Origin of the sequence: Streptomyces sp. NPDC002032, from assembly GCF_042890765.1 — a bacterium.
GTDB lineage: Bacteria > Actinomycetota > Actinomycetes > Streptomycetales > Streptomycetaceae > Streptomyces.
The window spans coordinates 746,393-763,601 of record NZ_JBIASM010000001.1; the positions used below are offsets into that span (position 1 = coordinate 746,393).

Annotated in this window: 15 protein-coding genes; 3 read left to right on the plus strand and 12 right to left on the minus strand. The window is 72.8% G+C overall.

The window, feature by feature from the left end; translation table 11 throughout:
* Positions 1-9 precede the first annotated feature (9 nt).
* Positions 10-2,181 (minus strand): RNA polymerase recycling motor ATPase HelR, encoded by a 2,172-nt coding sequence (gene helR, locus ACFYYT_RS02975; RefSeq protein WP_351817123.1) that lies wholly within the window; start codon positions 2,179-2,181, stop codon positions 10-12.
* A 289-nt stretch (positions 2,182-2,470) separates the two neighbouring features.
* Between helR and ACFYYT_RS02980 the strand changes: the two genes are divergently transcribed.
* Entirely contained in the window at positions 2,471-3,199 is a 729-nt protein-coding gene (locus ACFYYT_RS02980) for an SOS response-associated peptidase (RefSeq protein ID WP_351817126.1), read from the plus strand.
* Between the two features lie 66 nt (positions 3,200-3,265).
* A complete protein-coding gene (locus ACFYYT_RS02985; RefSeq protein WP_351817128.1) occupies positions 3,266-3,775 on the plus strand; it encodes a GNAT family N-acetyltransferase in 510 nt (169 codons plus the stop codon).
* 66 nt (positions 3,776-3,841) lie between these two features.
* Here the strand turns inward: ACFYYT_RS02985 and ACFYYT_RS02990 are convergent, their stop codons facing one another.
* Entirely contained in the window at positions 3,842-4,954 is a 1,113-nt protein-coding gene (locus ACFYYT_RS02990; RefSeq protein WP_351817131.1) for a sulfite oxidase, read from the minus strand.
* A gap of 234 nt (positions 4,955-5,188) precedes the next feature.
* Here ACFYYT_RS02990 and ACFYYT_RS02995 point away from each other — a divergent pair, with 234 nt between their 5' ends.
* Positions 5,189-5,566, plus strand: coding sequence for a hypothetical protein (locus ACFYYT_RS02995; RefSeq protein ID WP_351817134.1), 378 nt, complete (start codon positions 5,189-5,191; stop codon positions 5,564-5,566).
* A 109-nt stretch (positions 5,567-5,675) separates the two neighbouring features.
* Here the strand turns inward: ACFYYT_RS02995 and ACFYYT_RS03000 are convergent, their stop codons facing one another.
* The 10 genes from ACFYYT_RS03000 to mmsA all read right to left on the minus strand — a co-directional run bounded on the left by ACFYYT_RS03000 (position 5,676) and on the right by mmsA (position 17,160).
* Positions 5,676-6,338, minus strand: a complete 663-nt coding sequence (locus ACFYYT_RS03000; RefSeq protein WP_351817137.1) for a methionine ABC transporter permease — start codon at positions 6,336-6,338, stop codon at positions 5,676-5,678.
* Positions 6,335-7,351 (minus strand): ATP-binding cassette domain-containing protein, encoded by a 1,017-nt coding sequence (locus ACFYYT_RS03005; RefSeq protein ID WP_351817140.1) that lies wholly within the window; start codon positions 7,349-7,351, stop codon positions 6,335-6,337. The genes ACFYYT_RS03000 and ACFYYT_RS03005 overlap by 4 nt, the downstream gene beginning before the upstream one ends.
* Entirely contained in the window at positions 7,348-8,229 is an 882-nt protein-coding gene (locus tag ACFYYT_RS03010) for a MetQ/NlpA family ABC transporter substrate-binding protein (protein ID WP_351817143.1), read from the minus strand. The genes ACFYYT_RS03005 and ACFYYT_RS03010 overlap by 4 nt, the downstream gene beginning before the upstream one ends.
* A gap of 93 nt (positions 8,230-8,322) precedes the next feature.
* Positions 8,323-8,706, minus strand: coding sequence for a GntR family transcriptional regulator (locus ACFYYT_RS03015; RefSeq protein WP_351817287.1), 384 nt, complete (start codon positions 8,704-8,706; stop codon positions 8,323-8,325).
* Positions 8,707-8,802: 96 nt separating this feature from the next.
* Positions 8,803-9,789, minus strand: a complete 987-nt coding sequence (locus ACFYYT_RS03020) for an ABC transporter permease (RefSeq protein WP_351817146.1) — start codon at positions 9,787-9,789, stop codon at positions 8,803-8,805.
* Positions 9,786-10,721 (minus strand): ABC transporter ATP-binding protein, encoded by a 936-nt coding sequence (locus tag ACFYYT_RS03025; RefSeq protein ID WP_351817290.1) that lies wholly within the window; start codon positions 10,719-10,721, stop codon positions 9,786-9,788. Before ACFYYT_RS03025 ends, ACFYYT_RS03020 begins: the two co-directional genes overlap by 4 nt.
* A 104-nt stretch (positions 10,722-10,825) precedes the next feature.
* A complete protein-coding gene (locus tag ACFYYT_RS03030) occupies positions 10,826-12,745 on the minus strand; it encodes a GAF domain-containing protein (protein ID WP_351817149.1) in 1,920 nt (639 codons plus the stop codon).
* A 22-nt stretch (positions 12,746-12,767) separates the two neighbouring features.
* Positions 12,768-14,129 carry an MFS transporter gene (locus ACFYYT_RS03035; protein ID WP_351817152.1) on the minus strand — a complete coding sequence of 454 codons (1,362 nt, stop codon included), beginning with the start codon at positions 14,127-14,129 and terminating at the stop codon, positions 12,768-12,770.
* 241 nt (positions 14,130-14,370) lie between these two features.
* Positions 14,371-15,609: a multiple monosaccharide ABC transporter permease gene (gene mmsB, locus ACFYYT_RS03040; RefSeq protein ID WP_351817155.1), complete on the minus strand. Its 1,239-nt coding sequence runs from the start codon at positions 15,607-15,609 to the stop codon at positions 14,371-14,373.
* 3 nt (positions 15,610-15,612) lie between these two features.
* Complete coding sequence (gene mmsA / locus ACFYYT_RS03045; protein ID WP_351817158.1) at positions 15,613-17,160, minus strand: multiple monosaccharide ABC transporter ATP-binding protein; 1,548 nt, start codon at positions 17,158-17,160, stop codon at positions 15,613-15,615.
* Positions 17,161-17,209 lie beyond the last annotated feature (49 nt).

The following is a 17,209-nucleotide window of genomic DNA, read 5'->3' on the forward strand; positions in this document are numbered from 1 at the left end:
CGGCCGCCCTCAGGTGCTGGTGAGGACGACGAGCCGCTGCGTTGCGCGGGTCATCGCGACGTAGCGGTCGACGGCCCCCGCGATCCCCTCGCCGAAGGCCTGCGGGTCGACGAGGACGACCAGGTCGAACTCCAGCCCCTTCGCCAGCTGCGGAGTCAGCGACCGTACGCGGGAGGTGGCCCGGAACTCCGGCGCTCCGATGACGCAGGCGACCCCGTCGGTATGGGCGGCGAGCCAGCCGTCGAGGACGTCGTCCAGGTCCGCGACGGATCCGTGCGCGACCGGGATGCCGCCGGCCCGGATGGAGGTGGGCACGTTGGCGTCGGGGAGCGCGGCGCGGATGGCGGGTTCGGCCTCCGCCATGACCTCTTCCGGCGTGCGGTAGTTGACGCTCAGGGAGGCCACGGTGATCCGGTCGAGCCCGGCCCGTTCGAGCCGTTCCCGCCACGACTCGGTGAACCCGTCCCGGGCTTGGGCACGGTCGCCGACGACGGTGAAGCTCCGGGACGGGCAGCGCAGCAGCAGCATCTGCCACTCGGCGTCGGTCAGTTCCTGCGCCTCGTCGACGATGATGTGCGCGAACGGCCCGGCGAGGAGGTCCGGCTCGACGGTGGGCAGCGCGCCGTCGTCGGTCAGGGAGTCCTGGAGGTCCTGTCCGCGCAGCATGCCCATCGCGCCTTCGCTCTCGTCGATCACGACGTTCTGGAGCAGGCTGTCGATGGCGTCTGCCCGCCGGGCCCGCTCGGCGGCGACGGCTGCCGCCCGGCGGCGCTCGCGCCCGGACGCCCGCGGGTCGCCGAGCCGCTGCCGTGCCGCGTCCAGGAGCGGCAGGTCGGACACCGTCCAGGCCTGGGGATCCGCGCGCCGCAGTGCGCGTACGTCGTCGGGGCCGAGCCAGGGGGCGCACCTGCGCAGGTAGGCGGGCAGTGACCACAGGTCTCCCACCAGGTCGGTCGCCTCCAGCAGGGGCCAGGCCCGCTCCAGGGCGGAGATCAGCTCCCGGTCGCGCAGCAGCGACCTGCGCAGCAGGTGCGCGGGGGCTTCCCCGTCGTCCTGGTCCATCAGGATCGTGAGCAGCTCCTCCAGGATCTGCTCACGCGCCTCGTTGTGCGGGGTTCCCGGTTCCACCGCTGCGAACGCGGTCGCCCAGTCGTCGGGGCCCAGCCGGAGGTCGGACCAGTGGGTGGTGACCGTCAGCACCTCGGTGGGCGGCTCCTCGTAGAGGGCGACGGCCGCCTCGATCGCCTTCACCAGCCCCGCGGACGACTTCAGCCGGGCCACCCGCGGGTCGGCCTCGGGCTGCGCCGTGGCGCCCTCGGCGACCAGGTCGCGCACGGTGCAGGTCTGCACGCCCTCCTCGCCGAGGCTGGGCAGCACGTCCGCGACGTAGGCCAGGTAGGGCTGGTGCGGGCCGACGAACAGCACGCCGCCCCGACGGTGACCGAGGCGCGGGTCGGAGTAGAGGAGGTGCGCGGCGCGGTGCAGGGCGACGACGGTCTTGCCGGTGCCCGGACCGCCGTCGACGACGAGGCAACCGCGGGAGCCGGCCCGGATGATCGCGTCCTGGTCGGCCTGGATGGTGGCGAGCACGTCGCGCATGCGGGCCGACCGGTTGCCGCCCAGGCTGGCGATGAACGCGGACTGGTCGTCGAGGGCGGCGTGCCCCTCCAGGCCGTCGGCCGTGAACACCTCGTCCCAGTAGTCCCCGATCCGGCCGCCGGTCCAGCGGTACCTGCGGCGGCTCGCGAGGCCCATCGGGTCGGCGTGGGTCGCTGCGAAGAACGGCGCGGCGGCGGGGGAGCGCCAGTCGAGCAGGAGCCGGCGTCCCGTGCTGTCGGTGAGGCCCAGGCGGCCGATGTACAGGGGCCCCGAACCGTCGGCGGGGACGACGTGCCCCAGGCAGAGGTCCAGTCCGAAGCGGCGCAGGGTGCGCAGGCGGGCGGTCAGGCGGTGGATCTCCGCGTCCCGGTCCATCGCCCCCCGGCCGATGCCGCCGGGCGCCCGGCGCGCGGCTTCGAGACGGCCGGACAGTTCGGCGACGGACTCTTCGAGGCTCTGCGCGATGGCCGCGAAGTGCAGCTCGTCGCGGCCGGTCAGCGCCGGGTCGGCCTTGGCGGAGAGGCGCTCGGGCAGGGCGAACGCGCTCGTGGTGGGACGGTCCGTGGTTTCCTCTGCCGACAAAAATGCAGACACTTCGTGAATCACCCATTTCAGCAGCTTCTGACCTCGGCCCGCGATTCTGCCCCACCCCCGGGGCCTTGCCGCAAGGCCCCCTGTGCGCTATAAGTTGAAAGTGGCAAGGAGTGGTTGTACCTCCCTGCCCCCCTCCCGTCCGGTCCGGACGGCCTCCTCTTCACCCTCATCCGCCAGGATTTTCCGGCGCTCCTGATGCGCGCCGCCCGGCCTGCGCTCGCCCACCCGAGAGCCCCGCCGGACCCCGGATCGTGGAGCAGCGTGGCAGGCTGGGGTCATGTGCGGTCGATACGCCTCCAGTCGCAGTCCCGAGGACCTGACCGGTCTCTTCCAGGCCGACGGCCCGAGCCCCGGCCTCCTCGTCCCGCCGAGCTGGAACGTCGCCCCGACGGACCCCGTGTGGGCGGTGCTGGAGCGCGCCGACCGGGACGGTGGCGCGGTGCGGCGGCAGTTGCGGGCACTGCGCTGGGGACTGGTGCCCTCCTGGTCGAAGGGCCCGGGCGGCGGCGCCAAGATGATCAACGCCCGCGTCGAGACGCTGGCGGAGAAACCCGCCTACCGCCGCGCCTACGCCAAGCGCCGCTGCCTCCTGCCCGCCGACGGCTTCTACGAGTGGGAGGCGGTCCCCGCCACCGCCACCGCCAAGGCGTACAAGCAGCCGTACTTCATCAGCCCCCAGGACGGCACGGTGATGGCGATGGCGGGCCTGTACGAGTTCTGGCGCGACCCCTCGGTCGCGGACCCCGACGACCCGGCCGCCTGGTGGGCCACCTGCACCGTGATCACCACCGAAGCCACCGACGCCGCCGGCCGCGTCCACCCCCGTATGCCCCTCGCCCTCGCCCCCGCGGACTACGACGCCTGGCTGGACCCCGCGCACCAGGACCCGCACGACCTGCGCGCCCTGCTCGCGACACCCGCCGAAGGCCTCCTGGAGGTCCGCGCGGTCGGCACCGCGGTCAACAGCGTCCGCAACAACGGCCCGGAACTGCTGGCTCCCGTCTAGGGGCTGTCGCCACACACGGCCCCCGCCCCGCCCCGCGACGCTGGGCGGCCCCCGGGCCGTGCGATCATGGCCGGAAACCGGCACACGGACGTGCGGGGCGCCCGCCGGACCGGCGGCGCGGCCGCCTCCGGCCCGGGCCCCGGCCCCCGAGGAAAGTGGCACCGCATGTGGTCCTGTGAACGCGTCGTCGGGGCCAATCTCGACGTCGAGGAGGTGCTCGGCCTCTACCGCGCCTCCACGCTCGCCGAGCGCCGCCCCGTGGACGACGTCGAGCGGTTCGCCCGGATGCTGTCCGGCGCCAATCTCGTCGTCACCGCCCGGGACGACCGGGGCCGCCTCATCGGCATCGCCCGGTCGATCACCGACGGGGCGTACGCGACCTACCTCAGCGACCTGGCCGTCGACGCCGCCCATCAGGGCGAGGGCGTGGGCCGCGAGCTGATCCGCGTCACCGCGGAGGCGGCCCCGCAGGCCACCATCGTCCTCCTCGCCGCGCCGAAGGCCCGCGCGTACTACCCCCGGGTCGGTTTCACCGCGCACGACTCCGCCTGGATGCTCGACGGCCCCGAAGCCTGAACCGGGCGCGGGCCGGAGCGCGGGCGGGGGCCCGCCCCCGGGCGGCCGGCGCGGCGGTCGGCGCGTTCAGTCGCGGCACAGGACGGGCACCCGCTGGACCGCGTTGTTGCCGAACCCCCCTCGGTTCCAGGCCTGTCCGAGCGGCTGGGTGCCACCGGTCGCGTCCGTGGCCCGCGCCACGAGGACGTGCCGCCCCGGCGTGGCCGTCCACCTGCCGCGCCAGGCCTGCCAGGCCAGGGCACCCCGCGTCCGCGCCTCCACCACGGCCTCGGACCAGGTCCGGCCGTCGTCGCCGCTCACCTCGACGCGGACGACCGGCCCCCGGCCCGACCAGGCCCGCCCCTCCAGCGCCACGTCCCCCGGGCGCACGACGCGCACCCGCGACATGAAGTCGGGGAAGCCCGGCGGAACCATCAGGGCGCGCGGCGCGATCAGCGTCACCGGCTCGCCGGGGTCGTCCGGGGTCAGCCGGTAGCGGTAGGCCACCGTCTGCTGGAAGCCGTCGAACGGAACGTCGGTGAGCGTGATCTCCCGCAGCCACTTCACGTGCGCCATCCCGTACCAGCCGGGGACCACCAGCCGCAGCGGGAATCCGTGCTGCGGCGGCAGCGGCTCGCCGTTCATCGCGTACGCGATCAGCACCTGTGGATCCGCGCCGGTGGCGACGTCCACCGGCAGGCTGCGCCGGTAGTCCTGCTCGACCCCGCGCTCCACCCCGTGGTCGGCGCCCGTGAACACCGCCTCGACGGCGTCCGGCGCCACCCCGGCCTCGGCGAGCACCGCCCGCAGCGGCGCCCCCGTCCAGTCGGCCGTGCCCACCGCCTCGACCAGCCAGGGCTGGCTGACCGGCCGGGGGGTCAGCCGCGCCCGCCCGTTGCCCGCGCACTCCATCGTGACCCGGCAGGTCACCGCGGGCAGGGCCCGCAGGGCCGCCAGGTCCAGCGTCAGGGGCCGGCGGACCCGGCCGCCGACGGTCAGCCGCCAGCTTCCGGGGTCGGCGGCGGGGATGTCGTAGTGCACGAGTACGTAGTGCAGCCCGGCCGGGGTGACCTCGTAGCGCAGGGCCTCCAGGGGCAGCCCGTGGTTGCGGGCGGCGAGCGCCAGCTCCTCCGCCCCGATGCCCTCGCCCCGCGCCGCGATCCGTCCCGGGGTGCTGATCCCGCCCAGAGGGGCCTCCATGTACCCATGGTCGCGCGCGGCGGCGGCCCCGGCAGCTCGGGCGACGGACCGGAAGACCGGAGGACCGGACCCGCCTGACCAAGGCAAACGCACTTCATCCGAACATGTATATGACATGCAATAGTTCGACTTCGGAGTCATCTCGTCGAAAGTCAGACAATCGGCCGGATCGTGTGGGAGTCTGCTCCGCACGCGCAGCGAGAACGTGCGCGCGGTCGTCACCGGGGAGGTCTCATGCGTGGATCACTGCTCCGCAAGTCCCGTGCCGTGCTGGTGGGTTCGGCTCTCACTCTGAGCGCCCTCGCGCTCGGCGCGGGCCCGGCCAGCGCCTGGTCGGGCGGCAACGTCTGGGTCAACTTCGGCAGCTGGAACTGCCCGGGCGGGGGTTCGGTGGTCGGCGTCTACTGGGCGGTGGACGCCTATTCCAGCGGTCCGGCGGAGGGGGACTGGGGGGACAACGTCATCTACCCGCGCGTGCGGGTGGGTTCGGGGGCGTACAACACCCTGAGCTACCAGACGATGTGCAAGAAGTGGGGCTGGTACACCTACCGCGGCGTGGTCGGCCAGCGGACCCTCACCCCGTACAAGTCGGGTCTGAGTTACACCTACTGACCCCACACCGGCAGCGGCGGCATCCCGGGAACCGGGGTGCCGCCGCTGCCGTCCGCCGGGGCGGTGCCGGGGGTGCCGGCGGTGCCGGCGGGGCCACGGGGCCAGGGGGTCAGCGCCTGAGGATCCGCCGCGAGACCCGGTCGCCGAGGAACTGCGCGGACTGCACCAGCGCGATCAGCACGAGTACGGTCACCACCATCACGGAGGTGTCGAAGCGCAGGTACCCGTACGTCATGGCCAGATTGCCCACGCCGCCCCCGCCGACGGTGCCCGCGACGGCGGAGAAGTCGATCAGCGCGACGAGCATGAAGGTCAGGCCGAGGACGAGCGGCCCGAGCGCCTCCGGCACCAGGACCGTCAGCAGGATGCGCAGCGGTCCGGCGCCCATGGACCGGGCCGCCTCGATGACCCCCGGCTCGACGGAGAGCAGGTTCGACTCCACGATCCGCGCGATCCCGAAGGTGGCCACGATCGTCATCGGGAAGATCGCGGCGTCGGTACCGATCATCGTGCCCACCACCGCCCGGGTGACCGGGGCCAGGGCCACGATCGCGATGATGAAGGGCACGGGCCGGATGACGTTGATGAACGTCCCGAGCACCGCGTGCACCGCCCGGTTGGGCAGGACGCCGCCCTTGCGGGTGGCGTAGAGGGCGAGGCCCACCGCGAGCCCCAGGACGGTGGACAGGGCCAGCGTCACGAGGACCATGTAGACGGTCTCGCCGGTGGCGTCGAGGACCTTGGGCCAGAAGGTGCTCCAGTCGGCCTTCACCGCACACCCGCTTCCCGCGCGGCGGGGAGGGCGAGGCCGCGCACGACCGCCTCGACCGCCGCGTCCTGCCCGCGCAGCGCCAGGGTCACGCTGCCGAGCGGACGGCCGTGCACCTCGCCGACGCCGCCGTGGACGAAGGTGAAGTCGACGCCGTGGTCGCGCAGCAGGGCCGAGAGCCCATCCAGGGCCGGAGCCCCGTCGACGACCGGTACCGTGACCAGCCGTCCCGGATGGCGGGCCCGCAGCCGCTCCAGGAGCGGGCCGTCGGGCTCGCCGTGCAGGGCGGAGCGGACGAAGGCGGCCGTGGTGGGGTGTGCCGGGCGCGCGAAGACCTCGTAGACCTCGCCGCTCTCGACCACCCGCCCGTCCTCCATGACGGCCACCCGGTCGCAGAGCGTGCGGACGACCTCCATCTCGTGGGTGATCAGCAGGATGGTGACGCCCAGTTCGCGGTTGACGCGGCGCAGCAGCGCCAGCACCTCGCCGGTGGTCTGCGGGTCGAGGGCGGAGGTGGCCTCGTCGCACAGCAGCACCTTCGGGCGGGTGGCCAGGGCGCGGGCGATGCCGACGCGCTGGCGCTGCCCGCCGGAGAGCTGTTCCGGGTAGCGCTCGCCGTGGCCGCCGAGGCCGACGAAGTCGAGGGTCTCCTCGGCGCGGGCCCGGGCGGCCGCGCGGTCCAGGCCGGCCAGCCGCAGCGGGTAGAGGACGTTGCCGAGGACGGTGCGCGAGCGGAAGAGGTTGAACTGCTGGAAGATCATGCCGATCTCCCGGCGGACCGGGCGCAGCCGGCGTTCGCCGAGCGCCGCGATGTCCTGGCCGTCGAGCAGGACGCTGCCCGAGGTCGGCTCCTCCAGCCCGTTGACCAGCCGCAGCAGGGTGGACTTGCCCGCGCCGCTGTGTCCGACGACCCCGAAGACGGTGCCCGGCGCGACCGACAGGCTGACGTCGTCGACGGCGACGGCCCCGCCGGGGAACTCCTTGCGTACGGAACGCAGTTCGACCGCGGCGGTCATCGCGCCAGCTGCTTCTGTACGCGGGCCAGTTCGGCCTGGAGCTCGGCGGCGGGCAGCTCGATGTGGTGCGCGGTGCCGTTGCTGGTGCGGCGGACCTCGTCCTGGACGGCCCGGGAGGCGTACAGCTTGATGATCTTCTGGAAGTCGGGGTCGTCCTTGTGGTCCGCGCGGGCGGCGATGACGTTCAGGTAGGGGACCGCCTGCGGGGCGGCCGGATCGTCCTTGAACAGGGCGGTCCCGGCGTCGATGCCGGAGAGTTCGGCGACCCCGTCGTTGATGACGGCGGCGTCCGCGTCCTTGAGGGTGCGGGGCGTCTGCTGCGCGTTCACCGGGGTGATCTTGATGTGCCTGGGATTGGCGGTGATGTCGTCGGGGGTGGCGAACAGCCCCGCTTCCTTCTTCAGCTCGATGACCTTGGCCTGCTCCAGCACGCGCAGCCCGCGGCCCTGGTTGGCGGGGTCGTTGGGCAGGGTGATCTCGGAGCCGTCGGGCAGGTCCGCGAGCTGCTTGTGCTTGCTGGAGTAGAGGCCGAGCGGAACCACCGTGGTGGCGGCGATGGGGGCGATGTCGGTCTTGTTCTCGCTGTTGGACTGCGCGAGGAAGACCAGGTGCTGGAAGGCGTTGAGCTCGATGTCGCCCGCGCTGAGGGCCTTGTTGGGCAGGGAGTAGTCGTCGAAGACGACCGTCTCCACCGTCAGGCCCTCCTTCTTCGCCTCCTTGGCGAGGACCTCCCACTCCGGGGAGTCGCCCGAGACGCCCACCCGGATGCGCTTGCCGTCCTCGGCGCCGAGTCCGCAGCCGGAGGCGAGGAGGGCGAGGGCGGTGAGGGAGGTGGCGAGGGCGAGCGCGGTGCGGTGGCGCGGTGATTCGGCAATCATCGTGGGATCCAGTGATCAGAGGAACGCGTCAAGCGAGGTACCTCTGAACAGTAGGCAGGAATCCCGGTATTGACTTGATATGCAAGATCGCATTCACGATCTTGCAATGAATGAAAGGTCCGAGGGGTGGTCGGGGTAGATCTCGCCCAGGGCCGCGTCGAACAGGGTCGCCACGTCCCCGGCGCTCAGCCCCTGTTCCCGCGCTTCGCGCATCCACTCCCCGAGCCGTCCCCGCAGCGGGGACTCCGGCGCCGTCTGCGGAGTGGCCAGGGTGCGGGTGATGAAGGTGCCCGAACCCTGCCGGACCTCCACCAGTCCCAGCCGCTCCAGCTCGCGGTACGCCTTGAGGGTGGTGTTGGGGTTCACCTTGGTGGTGGCGGCGACCTGCGCCGCCGTCGGGAGCTTGTCCCCCTCCTCCAGGGCGCCCATGCGGAGCGCCTGTTCCACCTGGTGGACGATCTGGAGGTAGGCGGGCATGCCGCTGCGGCGTTCGATGCGAAACACGACCACGGTGCCCGCCTCCTCGATCTTCAGTGGGAGTTTCAGCCTAGGGGTTCGCCGGGAGCGCGGCGGCTACAGGGCCCGGCGCCGGGCCCGCCACAGCAGGACGCCGACGAGCACGGCGGCGAGCGCCGTGAACACCGCCGCGGCGATCCACTGCATGCCCGCCATCTGGTCCTCGCCGTAGTAGTCCGCGACCGAGTTGACGATGCCGAGCGCGCCACGGCAGCTCTCCGGCGCGCTGTCGTGCACACAGGTGCCCCAGCCGTAGAGCTTTCCGGAGGCGGTCGCGATCCACTCGTCGACCACCGGCACCCGATCGAGCAGGGCGGGCCGGGTGCCCCCGAACGGGTAGGTGAGCCGCCTCGGGGTGGCGAGCAGGGTGCGGAACGCCTCGGCCGCTATCAGGGCGGCGCTGCTGACCACAAAGGTGCAGGCCATGGACGCCACGGTGCGGCGCAGCAGCGCGCCGGTCAGGATGCCGAGGGCGGTGGCGAACAGGGCCGTGCCGATCCCGGTGGGGCCCGTGACCTCGAACACCGGGCTGGTCAGCCAGTCCCCGGCCGTGAACGGACCGGCGGCGCGCCACCACCAGGCGTACGCGAGGCCGAGGATTCCGGTCGTCACCGCGGCGAGGGCCAGGGCGAAGCCCAGCTTCCACGCCAGCCACCGGGTGCGGGACACCGACTGGGTGGTGACGAGCCGGGCGGTTCCGTTCTCCAGGTCGGCCGAGATCAGCGGGGCGCCGAGGAACACGCCCAGCAGCGTCGGGAGGAAGGCCAGCGAAGCGCCCGCGGCGTTCAGGTCGTTGGCGATCATGTTGGTGACGTTGCCGTTGATCTCCGCGCCGGGCTTCCCGGGCCAGCCGGCGCCGTGCAGGGCGTCGAGCATCGCGCCCCGCTGGTACGCGATCCAGGCCGTGCCGAGCACGACGGCCGCGGCGCAGACGATCAGGGCCGTACGGTGCTGGCGGGCCACGAGCCAGGCGAGTCCGCGCAGCCGGCGGCCCGGGGCGGTCGCGGTGCGCCGGCCGGGGCCGGTCTGGGTGAGCGTGCTCATGCGGCGCGCTCCTCTCGGTGGCCGGGGACGGCGGTGGGGGAGAGCAGGGCGGGGGCGCCGGGGGAGCGCAGATAACCGAGCAGCACTTCCTCCATGCTGGGCTCGGCGAGCTGCCAGTCGCCCTCCAGCGGTCCCTGGCGCCGGACCAGCGCGGTGAAGTGCCGCCCCGAGGTGCGTACTTCGACCACCGTGTGGGCGGCGAGCGCCGGGGGCAGGGTGCCGTCCGCGCTCACGCCCGTGACCAGGGTGTGCATGGGGACCAGCTCATCGGCCTCGCCGGCCATGCGGACGCGGCCGTCGGCGAGGACGAGCAGGTAGTCGCACATGTCCTCGATCTCGCTCAGCAGGTGGGAGGACATCAGGACGGTCGTGCCGTGTTCGGCGGCCTCGGACAGCAGCAGCGCCCCGATCTCGTCCCGGGCGACGGGGTCCAGATCGGACATCGGCTCGTCCAGCAGCAGCAGTTCGGGCCGCTTCCCGAAGGCGAGCGCCAGGGCCACGCGGGTGCGCTGGCCGCCCGACAGGTCGGCGGCCCTGGCCCGCATCGGCACCTCGCCGGCACCTACGATCCGCTCGGCCGCCTCCTGGTCCCAGTCCGGGTTCAGTTCCCGGCCCATCCGCAGGGTCTGCTCCACCGTGAACCGCTTGAACAGCGGCTTGTCCTGGCTCAGGTAGGCCCAGCGGGTCATGGCGGCGGGGTCGTCGGCGGGGGCGCCGAAAACGCGCAGTTCACCGGTCGAGGGCTCGGTCAGGCGGGTCGCCAGGTTCAGCAGGGTGCTCTTGCCGGCGCCGTTCGGGCCGACGAGGGCGGCGATGCGGCCCGCCGGAACGCGGAAGGAACAGTCCTTCAGGGCCCAGCGCCGCCCGTACTTCCTGCCGAGCCCGCGCGCCTCCAGGGCCCACCGGCCGTCCGCCGCGCCGGCGGTGGTCATGTCACGCACGGCAGCCCTCCTTTCCGTTAATCCACTAGATAACTAATGGAATCATGGACTCAGGGAGGAGCCCTGTCAACGGGCGTCGGTACGAGCCCCCGGGTTCAGGAAGCGGACGGCCCCGGCGCGGCCCCGCCCGACACCTGGTGCAGGCGCAGGGCCAGTTGGAGTTCCAGCGCCCGGTCGGGCGACTGCCAGTCGGGCCCCAGCAGCCGGCCGATGCGCTCCAGCCGCTGCACCACCGTGTTCACGTGGACGTGCAGGGCGTCCTTGGCCCTGGCCTGGCTCATCCCCGACGCGAAGTACACGCGCAGCGTGCCCACGAGGTCGCTGCCGCGCCGCTCGTCGTAGTCCAGCAGCGGTCCGAGCACCTCCCTGACGTACGCGGGCAGGTCCGCCCGGTCGCCCAGGAGCATCCCGAGGAAGCCGAGTTCCGCGAGCGTGCCGCCGTCCCCCTCCCGCCCCAGCGCACGCAGCGAGGCCAGGCAGCGCAGGGCCTCCGCGTGCGCGGCCGGCAGCACGGCGGGACTGCCCTCGGCGCGCGCCGCCCCCACCGTGACCGGGCCGCCCACCGCCCGGCCGAGCGCGCCGGCCAGTCCCGACGCGTCCGCGCCGGCGGACCGGGAGGGGGCCAGCAGCACGACGTGGTCGTGGTGCACCCCCGCCAGGCCCCCGCGCTCGCGGGCCTGGTGCGCCGCCGCGGCGAGCAGCCGCGGACGCGGGGCGCCCCCGCCGTGCAGGACGAACAGCGCGTGCGGCAGCCCGAGGTCCACGCCGAGGCGCCGGGCGCGTACCGCCAGTCCCGCGGGATCCGCCGACGGGCTCAGCAGGTCGCCCAGCAGCTCCCCGCGTATCCGGTCCTCGGTCTCCGCGACCTGACGGCGCAGGAGCAGCAGCAGCGCCGTCACCGTCGCGGCCCGCTCGAACAGGCGCCGCCCCGCGTCGTCGAGGTCCGCGCGGCCGGTCAGGGTGACGCTGCCCAGGAGCTCCGGCCCGGCCAGCACCGCGCACACCCAGGACCCCTCCCGGGGCACCGCCCGCCCGCTGCCCCGGGACGCCGCCACGGCGGCGGCGGGCGGTGCCGGCGAGTGCGCCCGTACGCGGGCCAGCTCCACGCCGTCCGCGTCGTGGATCAGCGTGCCGCCGTCCAGAAGCGTGCCGATCGCCGCCGCGACCTCGGTGACGTCCCCGCCGCGCAGCACCAGACCGGTCAGCCGGTCGTGCGCCTCCTCGGCCCGCCGCAGCGCGTCGCTGTTCTCCTGGATGGTCCGCGAGGCGGCGTTCAGCTCGGCCAGCGCCCGGCGCGTCTCCTCCAGCAGCCGGGCCCCGTCGATGGCGATGGCCGCGTGGTCGGCCAGCGAGGACAGCAGCGCCACCTCGCGCGCCGAGAACGCGCGCGGGCGCCGGTCGGCGGCGAACAGCACCCCGATCACCCGCGCGCCCAGCCGCAGCGGCACCCCCAGGATCGCGTGCAGATCCTCCTCGGCCACCGCGCCGTCGATGGCGCGCGTGTGCCGGAAACGCGGGTCGCCCTGGTAGTCCCCGGTCGCGTACGGGCGGGCGGTCTGCGCCACCAGCCCGCCCAGCCCCTCGCCCATCCCGAGCCGCAACTGCTGGAAGGCGGCCGACACCGACCCCTCGGTGACCCGCATGAAGGTGTCGCCGGCCGCCTCGTCGTTGAGGGAGAGGTACGTGACGTCCGTGTGCAGCAGTTGCCTGGCCCGGTGGGTGATGGCCCGCAGCACCGCGTCGAGGTCCCGCAGCGCCGCGAGGTCGCCCGCCGTGTCGAACAGCGCCGTCAGCTCCGCCTCCCGGGCGCGGTGGCGCAGCAGCGTCCGGTGCACCTCCAGCGCCACCCGCGTGGCCTCCTCCAGCGCCGCGACCTCCCCGGCGGGCGCCCCGGCGGCGCGCGCGGCCGCGGCCGGCCGGGCGAAGTCCTCGGCCGGCGCGCCCCGCGCGAGCAGGCCGAGCAGCTCCCGTAGGCCGGCCCCCTCGCCGGCGCGGTCCGTCACGGGGGTGAGCATACGTGCGCGCGTACGGATGCCGTCAGCCGCCGACGGACGCCCGCACGGGCGCCGGCGCCGGCCCGGACCCGGTGAGGCTGCGGCCCCGCGTCTCCCGGGCGAACAGCACGGTCACCGTGGTCACCAGCGCCGCCGCGCACAGGTAGAGCGAGACCGGCAGGGAGGACGCGTAGTCCTTCAGCAGCTCGACGGCGACGATCGGGGCCAGGGCCCCGCCGATGATGGAGGCGAGCTGCGAACCCATGGAAGCGCCCGAGTACCGCACCCGGGTGTCGAACATCTCCGTGATGAAGGCGGCCTGCGGACCGTACATCGCGCCGTGCAGCAGCAGTCCGGCGGTCACCGCGGCGGCGATCACCGGGAAGGAGCGGGAATCGAGCAGGGCGAAGAAGGCGAAGGCCCAGCCCGCCATGCCGACCGAGCCCACGAGGGTCACCGCGCGCCGCCCGATCCGGTCGGAGAGGGCGCCCCACAGCGGTATCGCCACGAAGTGCACGGCAGAGCCGATCAGTACGGCGTTCAGGGCGTCGGACTTCGGCAGGTGCAGGTGGGCGGTGACGTACACCAGCAGGAAGGCGGTGAGGATGTAGTACGAGACGTTCTCGCCGAGCCGGACCCCGATGGCCGTCAGCACCCCGCGCCACCCGGTGCGGAGCACCTCGACCACCGGCGGCCGCGCCTTCGCCCCCGCGGCCTCCTCCGCCTCGGCCCGGGCCCGCGCCTCCAGGAACGCGGGCGACTCCGAGACCGACACCCGGTTCCACAGCCCGATCACCACCAGCACCCCGGACAGCAGGAAGGGGATCCGCCAGCCCCAGGCGAGGAACGCCTCGTCGGACTGGACGGCGGCGAGCAGCGCGAGCACCCCGGTGGCCAGCAGGTTCCCCCCGGGCGCGCCGGCTTGCGGCCACGAGGCCCAGAACCCCCGGTTCCGGTCGTCGCCGTGCTCGGCGACCAGCAGCACCGCCCCGCCCCACTCCCCGCCCAGCGCGAACCCCTGCACCAGCCGCAGCACGGTCAGCAGCACGGGCGCCCCGACCCCGACGCTCGCGTGCGTCGGCAACAGCCCGATCGCGAAGGTGGCCCCGCCCATCATCATCAGGCTGAGCACCAGCAGCCGCTTGCGCCCGATCCGGTCCCCGTAGTGCCCGAAGACGACCCCGCCGAGCGGCCGGGCGGCGAAGCCGACGGCATAGGTGAGGAAGGCCAGCAGGGTCCCGACGAGGGGGTCGCTGGAGGGGAAGAACAGCTTGTTGAACACGAGTGCGGCGGCGGAGCCGTAGAGGAAGAAGTCGTACCACTCGATGGTCGTGCCGATGAGACTGGCGGCGACGATCCGTCTGATGCCGGTGGGGACGGAGGGAGCGGGTGCAGAGGCGGCCATGAATACCACTCCGGGCTGGTTGCGGGAACGATTCCGTGTCGCCACAACGTAGAAAAGCCCAGGTCGGTCAGCTATGTGGGAAACCACCACAGTTGCCTGCCCCCGTATGTGCCCGCCCCGCCGCCGCGCCGCCCCCCGCCCGATTCGTGCTCGGGCACGGCGACCTGCCCGAGCGGGTGCTCGGGCAGGCGCTTCCCGGCAGGTGGTCGCAGCCACCCGGGTCGGAGTTCCCGATACGCGGTCAGCCTCTGGCCTTGCGTTTGTTGTAGACGTCGAAGCCGACGGCCGCCAGCAGGACCAGGCCCTTGATCACCTGCTGGTAGTCGGTGCCGACGCCGACCAGCGACATGCCGTTGTTCAGTACGCCCAGCACCAGACCGCCGGTGAGCGCGCCGATGACGGTTCCCACTCCGCCGCTCGCGGAGGCGCCGCCGATGAAGGCCGCGGCGATCGCCTCCAGCTCGAAGTTGATGCCGGCCTGCGGGGTACCGGCGTTGAGCCGCGCGGCGAAGACCAGCCCGGCCAGGGCCGCGAGGAGGCCCATGTTGACGAAGGCGAGGAAGACGACCCGCTTGCTCTTCACTCCGGACAGCCTCGCGGCGGCCTCGTTCCCGCCGATGGCGTAGGTGTGCCTGCCGAGGATCGAGTTGCGCATCACGTAGCCGAAGCCGACCAGCAGGACGCCGAGGATCAGCAGGACGATCGGCACCCCGTGGTAGCTGGCCAGCAGCAGTGTGAAGGCCACCACGGCCGCGGTGATCGCGCCGAGCTTCATCAGGAACAGTCCGGCCGGGAGCGGTTCCAGCCCGTACGAGGCGGCCCGCCGCCGTCCGCGCACCTCCTGCAGGATCGCGACGGCCAGCACCGCGAGGCCCAGCAGCAGGGTGAGGTTGTGGTAGTCGGTGCGGGGGCCGACCTCGGGGAGGAAGCCGCTGCTGATGTTCTGGAAGCCCTTGGGGAACGGCGCCACCGACTGGCCCTGCAGCAGGATCTGGGTCCCCCCGCGGAACAGCAGCATGCCGGCCAGCGTGACGATGAAGGAGGGGATCCCGAGATAGGCGATCCAGAAGCCCTGCCAGGCTCCGGCGAGGGCACCGATCAGCAGCGCGGCCACCAGCGCCACGGGCCACGGCGCGTGGTGTTTGACCATCATCACCGCGGCGGCGGCCCCGACGAAGGCGGCGAGCGAGCCGACCGACAGGTCGATGTGCCCGGCGATGATGACGATCATCATGCCGATGGCCAGGATGAGGATGTAGCCGTTCTGCTGGATCAGGTTGGTGATGTTGAGCGGCTGGAGCAGGGTGCCGTCCGTCCAGAACTGGAACAGCAGCACGATCAGCGCCAACGCGAGCAGCATCCCGTACTGGCGCAGGTTGCCGCGCAGCGCTTGGGCCAGTACGGCGCCCGCGCGCGACGGACGTGGGCCGGTCTCCGGCGTGCCGGGCTCGGTGTCGGGGGTGGTCTGGATCTGGGCCATGCCTCACACCTGCTTGTCGGGGTATGCCGCGCTCATGGTCATGAGCCGCATGAGGGATTCCTGGGTGGCGTCCGCGCGGGTGACCTCACCGGTGATCCGGCCCTCGGCCATGGTGTAGATCCGGTCGCACAGGCCCAGGAGTTCGGGGAGTTCGGAGGAGATGACGAGGACCGTCATGCCCTGGGCGGCGAGCTCGGCGATGACGGTGTAGATCTCACCCTTGGCGCCGACGTCGATGCCCCGGGTGGGTTCGTCGAGGATCAGCACCTCCGGCTCGGCGAAGATCCACTTGCTGAGGACGACCTTCTGCTGGTTGCCGCCGCTGAGTTTGCCGGTCTCGGCGAACACCGAGGGGGCCTTGATGTTCATGGTCCGCCGGAACGATTCGGCGACCCGGGCCTCCTCGTGCCGGTCGACCCAGCCCCGCCGGGCGATCTTGCCGAGGGCGCTCAGCGAGATGTTCCGGCTGATGTCGGCGCCCAGGTCGAGGCCGAGCTGCTTGCGGTCCTCGGTCACGTACGCGATGCCGTGCCCGATCGCCTCCGGAACCGTCCGGGTACGGATCTCCCGGCCGTGCAGGCGCACCCGGCCGCCGGTCCACCGCCCGTACGAGCGGCCGAAGACGCTCATGGCCAGCTCGGTGCGGCCGGCGCCCATGAGGCCGGCCATGCCGACGATCTCGCCTCGACGGACGTGCAGCGAGGCGCCGTCGACCACCTTGCGCCGGTGGTCGATCGGGTGCCGGACGCTCCAGCCCTCGATCTCGAAGGCGACCTCGCCGATCTCCGGAGTGCGCTCCGGGTAGCGGTGTTCCAGGTCGCGGCCGACCATGCCGCGGATGATCCGCTCCTCGGAGATGCCCTCGGAACCGATCGCGATGGTCTCGATGGTCCGGCCGTCACGCAGGATGGTGACGGCGTCGGCGACCCGGGCGATCTCGTTCAGCTTGTGCGAGATGAGGATGCAGGAGACGCCCTGGGCCTTGAGTTCGAGGATCAGGTCGAGCAGCTTGCGGCTGTCCTCGTCGTTCAGGGCGGCCGTTGGCTCGTCGAGGATGAGCAGCTTGACCTTCTTGGCGAGCGCCTTCGCGATCTCGACCAACTGCTGTTTGCCCACGCCGAGATCGGCGATCCGGGTGTGCGGGCTCTCGTCGAGTCCGACTTGCCGGATCAGCGCGGCGGCGTGGGTCAGCGTCCGGTGCCAGCTGATGACGCCGCGAGAGGCGTGCTCGTTGCCGAGGAAGATGTTCTCGGCGATGGACAGGTAGGGCACCAGGGCGAGTTCCTGGTGGATGATCACGATGCCGCGCTGTTCGCTGGCCCGGATGTCCTTGAACCGGCAGAGCTCGCCCTCGAAGTAGATCTCGCCCTGGTAGCCGCCGTGCGGGTGAACCCCGCTGAGTACCTTCATCAGCGTGGACTTGCCGGCGCCGTTCTCACCGCAGACGGCGTGCACCTCGCCCGCGGCGACGGTCAGGCTGACCTCGGAGAGGGCCTTGACACCGGGAAACGTCTTGCTGATCGACCGCATCTCAAGAACGGGTCGGGCCATGGTTGTGCATCCGTATCGTCGGGGCGGTGCGGTGCCGGGCGGTCTCCCG

Excerpts from the sequence above, each read along its gene's own strand:
- mmsA (WP_351817158.1), bottom strand. The coding sequence starts at position 17,160 with ATGGCCCGACCCGTTCTTGAGATGCGGTCGATCAGCAAGACGTTTCCC.
- ACFYYT_RS03010 (WP_351817143.1), bottom strand. The coding sequence starts at position 8,229 with ATGATTGCCGAATCACCGCGCCACCGCACCGCGCTCGCCCTCGCCACC.
- ACFYYT_RS03005 (WP_351817140.1), bottom strand. The coding sequence starts at position 7,351 with ATGACCGCCGCGGTCGAACTGCGTTCCGTACGCAAGGAGTTCCCCGGC.
- ACFYYT_RS02985 (WP_351817128.1), top strand. The coding sequence starts at position 3,266 with ATGGCCGGAAACCGGCACACGGACGTGCGGGGCGCCCGCCGGACCGGC.
- ACFYYT_RS02995 (WP_351817134.1), top strand. The coding sequence starts at position 5,189 with ATGCGTGGATCACTGCTCCGCAAGTCCCGTGCCGTGCTGGTGGGTTCG.
- ACFYYT_RS03020 (WP_351817146.1), bottom strand. The coding sequence starts at position 9,789 with ATGAGCACGCTCACCCAGACCGGCCCCGGCCGGCGCACCGCGACCGCC.
- mmsB (WP_351817155.1), bottom strand. The coding sequence starts at position 15,609 with ATGGCCCAGATCCAGACCACCCCCGACACCGAGCCCGGCACGCCGGAG.
- ACFYYT_RS02990 (WP_351817131.1), bottom strand. The coding sequence starts at position 4,954 with ATGGAGGCCCCTCTGGGCGGGATCAGCACCCCGGGACGGATCGCGGCG.
- ACFYYT_RS03025 (WP_351817290.1), bottom strand. The coding sequence starts at position 10,721 with ATGACCACCGCCGGCGCGGCGGACGGCCGGTGGGCCCTGGAGGCGCGC.
- ACFYYT_RS03030 (WP_351817149.1), bottom strand. The coding sequence starts at position 12,745 with ATGCTCACCCCCGTGACGGACCGCGCCGGCGAGGGGGCCGGCCTACGG.
- ACFYYT_RS03015 (WP_351817287.1), bottom strand. The coding sequence starts at position 8,706 with ATGCCCGCCTACCTCCAGATCGTCCACCAGGTGGAACAGGCGCTCCGC.
- ACFYYT_RS03035 (WP_351817152.1), bottom strand. The coding sequence starts at position 14,129 with ATGGCCGCCTCTGCACCCGCTCCCTCCGTCCCCACCGGCATCAGACGG.
- ACFYYT_RS02980 (WP_351817126.1), top strand. The coding sequence starts at position 2,471 with ATGTGCGGTCGATACGCCTCCAGTCGCAGTCCCGAGGACCTGACCGGT.